Annotated in this window: 7 protein-coding genes; 6 read left to right on the forward strand and 1 reads right to left on the reverse strand. The window is 36.8% G+C overall.

Annotation, left to right across the window (positions count from 1 at the left end; genetic code table 11):
• Positions 1-4 precede the first annotated feature (4 nt).
• The 6 genes from BLR60_RS17760 (at position 5) to BLR60_RS17790 (ending at position 5,294) form a co-directional block, all read left to right on the forward strand.
• Positions 5-1,366 (forward strand): peptidylprolyl isomerase, encoded by a 1,362-nt coding sequence (locus BLR60_RS17760; protein WP_090502250.1) that lies wholly within the window; start codon positions 5-7, stop codon positions 1,364-1,366.
• Positions 1,367-1,371: 5 nt separating this feature from the next.
• Positions 1,372-2,334 carry an AAA family ATPase gene (locus BLR60_RS17765; RefSeq protein ID WP_090502252.1) on the forward strand — a complete coding sequence of 321 codons (963 nt, stop codon included), beginning with the start codon at positions 1,372-1,374 and terminating at the stop codon, positions 2,332-2,334.
• A gap of 291 nt (positions 2,335-2,625) precedes the next feature.
• Positions 2,626-3,114 (forward strand): DinB family protein, encoded by a 489-nt coding sequence (locus BLR60_RS24695; protein WP_143009105.1) that lies wholly within the window; start codon positions 2,626-2,628, stop codon positions 3,112-3,114.
• Between the two features lie 10 nt (positions 3,115-3,124).
• Positions 3,125-3,712, forward strand: coding sequence for a class I SAM-dependent methyltransferase (locus BLR60_RS17775; RefSeq protein ID WP_090502254.1), 588 nt, complete (start codon positions 3,125-3,127; stop codon positions 3,710-3,712).
• A 756-nt stretch (positions 3,713-4,468) separates the two neighbouring features.
• A complete protein-coding gene (locus BLR60_RS17785) occupies positions 4,469-4,990 on the forward strand; it encodes a hypothetical protein (RefSeq protein ID WP_090502257.1) in 522 nt (173 codons plus the stop codon).
• A 115-nt stretch (positions 4,991-5,105) separates the two neighbouring features.
• Positions 5,106-5,294: a hypothetical protein gene (locus BLR60_RS17790; protein WP_090502258.1), complete on the forward strand. Its 189-nt coding sequence runs from the start codon at positions 5,106-5,108 to the stop codon at positions 5,292-5,294.
• Positions 5,295-5,361: 67 nt separating this feature from the next.
• Here BLR60_RS17790 and BLR60_RS17795 read toward each other — a convergent pair whose 3' ends face one another.
• On the reverse strand, positions 5,362-6,249 hold the full coding sequence (locus BLR60_RS17795) for a glycerophosphodiester phosphodiesterase family protein (RefSeq protein ID WP_090502260.1): 888 nt from the start codon (positions 6,247-6,249) through the stop codon (positions 5,362-5,364).
• Positions 6,250-6,483 lie beyond the last annotated feature (234 nt).

Below are 6,483 nucleotides of genomic sequence, written 5' to 3' on the forward strand. Positions count from 1 at the left end.
TAGAATGAAAAAAGTTTTTTTAGTAGCAACCGCTTTAATTTGCCTGTTTTTAAACAGTTTTGCTCAAAAACATACTGTAGATAAAGTTGCTGCTGTTGTAGGGAATAATATTATCCTGCTATCTGACTTAAACCAGCAATACACGCAATATCTTTATCAGGGAAACCAGCCGAACAATGATATTAAGTGTAAAATATTACAACAAACCTTGACCCAAAAATTACTTAAACAACAGGCCGAAATCGATTCGGTAATGGTTGAAGATGGCGCTGTTGATGATGAAGTAAACAAACGTATGCGTTATAGTATGCAGCGTGCCGGCGGGCAGGAGCGTTTGGAGCAGTTCTTAAACAAATCGGTATTACAATATAAAGATGAAATCAGACCATCGATAAAAGACGAATTGATTGCAAATAAAATGCAGCAAAAAATTACCGAAAACATTAATGTTACGCCAATGGAAGTAGAGAAATACTTCAAATCATTAGGCGATAGCATCCCGGAATTCAATACAGAAGTTGAAGTTGGTGAAATCATTCTAAACCCCAAGTTAACCAAGGCAGAAAAACAGAAATTCCGCGATAAGATTGAAGCACTTCGTTTAAGGGTTAAAAGTGGCGAAGATATGGGTGTTTTAGCCAAAACCTATTCTGAAGATCCGGGTTCTGCATCAGATGGTGGTGATTATGGTTTTATTGATAGAAACACCATGGTTAAAGAATTTACAGCCTGGGCATTTAAATTAAAAGCCGGAGAAATTTCGCCAGTGTTCGAGACTGATTATGGCTTCCACTTTTTGCAGGTTTTAGAGCGTAGAGGCGAGCAGGTACACGTTAGACACATTTTAATTATGCCTAAAACTACACCAGAAAGCCTAACACGTTTAAAGTTACACGCAGATAGTATTTATAATAACCTTATGGGTAAAAAATTAAGTTTCGCTGCTGCTGCAAATCTTTATTCAGATAATAAAGAAACTAAATACAATGGCGGTATGATGCTTAATGCCCAGGATGTTCAGGCAAGAAGTACCTTTATTCCGGTTGATAAACTAGATCCTTCGGTATTTTTGGTAATCGACAGCATGAAAATCGGTGGTATTTCCAAACCCGATTTATTTACTGCAGCCGATGGAAAACAAGGCTACCGCATTTTATATCTAAAATCTAAAATTCCACCACACAAAGCAAATTTAGCGCAAGATTTCCCAAAAATCAGAGATGCCGCACAAAGTGATAAAATTAATCGTACTTTAAGCGAATGGTTTCAAAAACGTCGCGAAAGTACATACATTAAAATCGATGACGAATTTAATAACTGTGATGAATTAAAAATCTGGACAAAAACCACTACAGCCGCAAAATAACACCAATGCAGTATAAGAACGAAGTAGAAGCTGTTGATGCACTTAATCAATCTTTCAACAACATTAAAGCTGAAATAAGCAAGGTAGTAGTTGGACAGGATGACATCATAAAATCTGTTTTAATCGCCATTTTTAGCAACGGACATTGTCTGTTGGTTGGCGTACCCGGATTGGCTAAAACTTTACTTGTACAAACTGTGGCTTCCGTTCTCGATCTTAATTTCAACCGGATCCAGTTTACACCAGATCTGATGCCGAGCGACATTATCGGTGCGGAGATTTTAGGAGAAGACAGGCACTTTAAATTTATAAAAGGGCCTGTTTTTTCCAATATTATCCTGGCTGATGAAATTAACCGTACACCGCCAAAAACGCAGGCGGCGCTGTTAGAGGCCATGCAGGAGAAATCGGTAACCGCAGCCGGGCAAACACATACCTTGCCTAAGCCATTTTTCGTTCTGGCTACGCAAAACCCAATTGAGCAGGAAGGAACATATCCCCTACCAGAAGCTCAGTTAGACCGTTTCATGTTCAACATTCAGTTAAACTATCCTGCCTTTGCAGATGAGTTGAACATCGTAAAAAACACCACCAGTAATAAAACCACCCAGCTGCAGAAAATTATCCATGCAGATGATATCCAATATTTCCAGAAACTGATCCGTGATATTCCCGTAACGGATAATGTACTGGAATATGCTGTAAAACTAGCAACGAAAACCCGTCCGAATACAGAATTTGCTACCGATGCAGTAAACAAATACATCAGCTGGGGCGCTGGTCCGCGTGCTTCGCAATTTTTGGTACTGGGTGCAAAATGCCATGCGGCAGTAACCGGAAAATACTCACCTGATATTGAAGATGTAAAAGCAGTTGCCGAACCTATTTTACGTCACCGCATTGTGCGTAATTACCGCGCAGAAGCCGAAGGCTTATCAATCGAGAAAATCATTAAAGATTTATTGTAAAATTTTAGTCGTAGCGTTAACCCGTCCTGATTTTAATATTGGGATCAGAGCATACTTGCAGGAAAGATGTTAAGCTAAATTTCTCAAAACAGATTTGCATAGAAAAGCCAGGCATCTCGACTGAAGCATAGCGAAATGACTGCCCGTACAGGCGGGGAGAAATCTATTTACTGTATATGTTGCTTCGCAGAATCTCCCTGTGCTCCGCTGCTTTGCTCTCCGCTCCAAATGACGGGAATTAAGGAGTTATTTACTAAAACCAAACTTACCGCAAACGATTAAATTTGTTTTATGATGGGAGCCCATAAACTTACCGGTGCTATAGCCGCACTAATGGATGAATATAAGAAAGCAGTTGATGAGCTGATTGAAGTAATTGAACCAATCAGCCAACAGCAACTACTGAAAACTATTGAGCCAGAAAGTTCAAATACAGATTGTATTTCCATCCAAACTATTTTAACACATGTAACGGCCTCCATGTTCAGTTATGCCGTTTATATCGAAAACTCCGTCGGATTAGAAACTATCAGGCCGGAAAGATTGCAATTTGATCAGGTGGCACCCTATATTTCAAGGCTCCGGGAAGCGTTTAAATATAATCAGGACTTTTTCGCCAGAAATCCCGACCTCATCATGGAAGAGTTCGATCAATCGAAAAAGATCATTACAAGGTGGGGGCAGCAATACGATGTAGAACAGATGCTAGAACATGCCATTGTTCATATTTTAAGGCATAGGCGACAGATTAAAAATGCTTTAACTACATTTAGTTCTTAAAACTAAAAAATTGAGCGCTCAAACCAATTTCTATAACCGGTTTTCATTTTTATATCCACTTGTCGATATTTTTCTTAAACCTCAAAAGAAAAAATTTTTTGATGAGATTAATCAATTGCCTTATGGAAACCTACTCGAAATCGGTGTTGGTAATGGTTCCCATTTCCCATTCTATAAAAACCATAAAATTACTGGAATAGAAATTTCTGCATCAATGCTTAATGTTGCCAAAAAGAATTCAAACAGCGAAATCGAATTATTTCAAATGAATGGTGAAGAACTTGAGTTTGCAGAAAATAGTTTTGATTATGTGGTATTATCGCATGTTATTGCTGTTGCAGATCAGCCTGAAAAGCTACTAATGCAATGCCGCAGGCTTTTAAAACCAGGTGGAAAACTCTTAATTCTAAACCACTTTACGCCAAATAATTGGCTAAAATACTTGGATCGGCTATTTAATTTTTTTTCCGGATGGTTCCATTTGAAATCTTTATTTTACATGGAGCATATTAAAGCAATTAACCAGTTTAAACTTGAAAAAGAAATCGTTTTAAAACCATTCTCCTATTTTAAAATTTTAATTTTCACCAAACCTTGAAAAAGCATTACTGGTATATTTCTTCGCCTTAATAATCAGCCTGTTCATATATGTATTTTATAGGACTGATAAAACCTTAGTAAACCAGATTATCATTCAGCTGATTTCTTTCAGAACCTACCAAAGCATAAAACAGACCATTGCAGCAGACTTGCCATTAAACGAGTACCTGATCTATTCACTTCCTGAGGGTTTATGGGTTTTCTGTATTACCTTAACCTCAAAGGAATTTTATTTTGACCTTTTTAAAAAACGCATCAATTGCGTTTTCATTCCACTTTTATTCGTTGTAGCATTCGAGCTGTTTCAATTATTCCACATTACCAATGGAAGTTTTGACTTTTTCGATATTGGCATCTCCTTATTTTTTTGGCTTATAGCAGCTAAGATTATCGATACGCAGCAACGTTTAGAAAATCTCTCCCATTCGTTAAATTATAATAGCCTATTCTGCTTGCTAAGCTATTGTATAGTTTATCTCGCACACGTAATCCATTAGAAATTTTATTTTAAAATTTGCAATTCATTGAAAATAAATATCTTTGCACCAAATTTACAGAAATGCTACGTCAAATATATATCCAAAAAATGCACTTTAGCCCGTCTTGTGGCATAAAGGGCTTGGGTATTGACTTAAATTTCCTTCCCAACCCTTAGCTCGATTTTACTGTTCGACACAATAAAATCCAATTTAAAAATCATTTATTACCCATTTGCTAAGCAAAATACCGCTTAACAAAACTAATTATATCCGTTATGGACATTTATACTACTGTAGAGGAAAAATATCTACAGGCCATTGAAGAACTGCACTGGGGTGAATTACCCAAGGCACTTCAGTATTTTAACGAAATTATTGTTTTCGATCCTGATTATGCAAGAGCATATTTTCAATTGGGCGATATTTATCAAAACCACTTTAAAGATTACAAAACCGCAGGTTATTACTACAAACGCTGCATTGAGCTGGATGGCGATTTTCCAGAAGTGTATAAACCCTATCTTGAACTTGTTATTACGCTTAAAATGCATAAACTGGTGAAACAGGTTGCAGAGAAAGCTTTACTTGTTCCTGGTGTTTGCGAAGCACATATATACGAATGTTTGGGCCTACATGCTGAGCAACAGCAAAATTTTGCAGAAGCGGCAAACCATTTCAAAAAAGCAGAACTGTTTAATGCCGTTCAGGAAGAGCAAAGTACTTTAAAGGAGCATCAAAACCGTATTAAAAGCAAAATGAACAGCACAAAAGCAATGATTTACGATTTACAGGGATAAGAGACTAAACTACCTTAAAATACTATTCGGCAAATTGCGCTTATTATTTTAATTTTGTTACTATCTTTACCGCACAATTACAAAGCATAAAATTTTTAAATCAAAAATATTCGATATGTCAGCTCACGATTCACACGCACCAGCTCAGCAAACAAAAGGCATTTGGGCTTTACCATTGGCTGCATGGATTCTGGTTTTATTACTGTGTGTCTATTTCACCAGACCAATCTTTAACCACGAAGAAGCATCTGCTCATCATGAAAAAACTGAAGCAGCGCACGAAAAACCAGAAGCACACCATTAGGGCTTCTTTTCAAAAAGCATAAAAAAAGCGTTCCGGTTTTAAATCTGAACGCTTTTTTTACGCTTCTTTATTTTTTAAGTTGCCCCATGATGTTTGGGAAATCGGTAATAATGCCATCTACTCCCAAACTCATAAAATATTTAACTTCCTTTACCGTATTTACGGTCCAAGGGATAATTTTGATTCCCATTTCATGGCAGCGGTCTACCAGCCCTTTACCAACCAAAACCGAGTAAGGGCTGTAAATAGTTGGTTTAAAACCTAATTTTTCAATATAATCTTCAAAGGGTTCCTTTTCATCAATCAATAAGGAAGTTTGTATTTTAGGATATTTCTCGTGCAGATATTGCAGTGTACGCATATCAAACGATTCGATAATTACTCTTTTAGCAAGTTTTTTTGAATTGATTACATCCATAATCAGCTCTACAAATTCTGCAGGCTCCGGGTGAAATTCATTATCCCCATTTTTGATTGTTTTCGTTTCGATACTGTAAACCGGTTTGGCGAGTTTGTGTTCTTTCACGTAAGCCTCAACGGCATCTATGGTTTCAGAAAGTAACGGTTTGTAAGCTTTAAACTTCATCTGCCCGGGAAAACGGTTATGAACTTTGCTCCCTACATCAAACTTTTTAATTGCCTCATAATCCATTTTATAGATGTTATAATTCTTCTGATCTTTTAAAGTAATGGGTTTACCATTGGGCAACAAAGAAATTTCGTTATTGAAATAGGGTTCTTGCGAAAGTACCACTTGTTTATCTTTAGAAATCACCGCATCCATTTCTAAGGTGGTAACGCCTAAATCTATCGCTTTTAACATGCCTTCAACAGTATTTTCAGGCATAATGCCACGTGCGCCTGCTTTGCCCTGTACATCGAATTTTTTCTTTTGTGCCGAAACGTTAAAACAAAATAAAAGAAGAACAGAGAAGATAAGTAAATTTTTATACATGATTTTTAAACGTAAAATAGACAATTTTATTGGAGATGTTTTCTTTAGTAGCGCAGATGCAGTGCTGTTTTTAAGGTTTGTTCCTGCTTTCTGCTATATCTTTCCGCTGCGCTACAAGGATGCCGCTTCATCCGATAGTTCCTAAAATCCGCATGTCTGTCGTAATCTAAATATTTACTAACTTCTAAAGATGAATATTACCTGATTTTATTCCCCGATAATTATATTTTTAGC

It is taken from the genome of Pedobacter terrae, assembly GCF_900100705.1.
Lineage (GTDB): Bacteria > Bacteroidota > Bacteroidia > Sphingobacteriales > Sphingobacteriaceae > Pedobacter > Pedobacter terrae.

Excerpts from the sequence above, each read along its gene's own strand:
- BLR60_RS17760 (WP_090502250.1), top strand. The coding sequence starts at position 5 with ATGAAAAAAGTTTTTTTAGTAGCAACCGCTTTAATTTGCCTGTTTTTA.
- BLR60_RS17790 (WP_090502258.1), top strand. The coding sequence starts at position 5,106 with ATGTCAGCTCACGATTCACACGCACCAGCTCAGCAAACAAAAGGCATT.
- BLR60_RS17785 (WP_090502257.1), top strand. The coding sequence starts at position 4,469 with ATGGACATTTATACTACTGTAGAGGAAAAATATCTACAGGCCATTGAA.
- BLR60_RS17765 (WP_090502252.1), top strand. The coding sequence starts at position 1,372 with ATGCAGTATAAGAACGAAGTAGAAGCTGTTGATGCACTTAATCAATCT.
- BLR60_RS17795 (WP_090502260.1), bottom strand. The coding sequence starts at position 6,249 with ATGTATAAAAATTTACTTATCTTCTCTGTTCTTCTTTTATTTTGTTTT.
- BLR60_RS24695 (WP_143009105.1), top strand. The coding sequence starts at position 2,626 with ATGATGGGAGCCCATAAACTTACCGGTGCTATAGCCGCACTAATGGAT.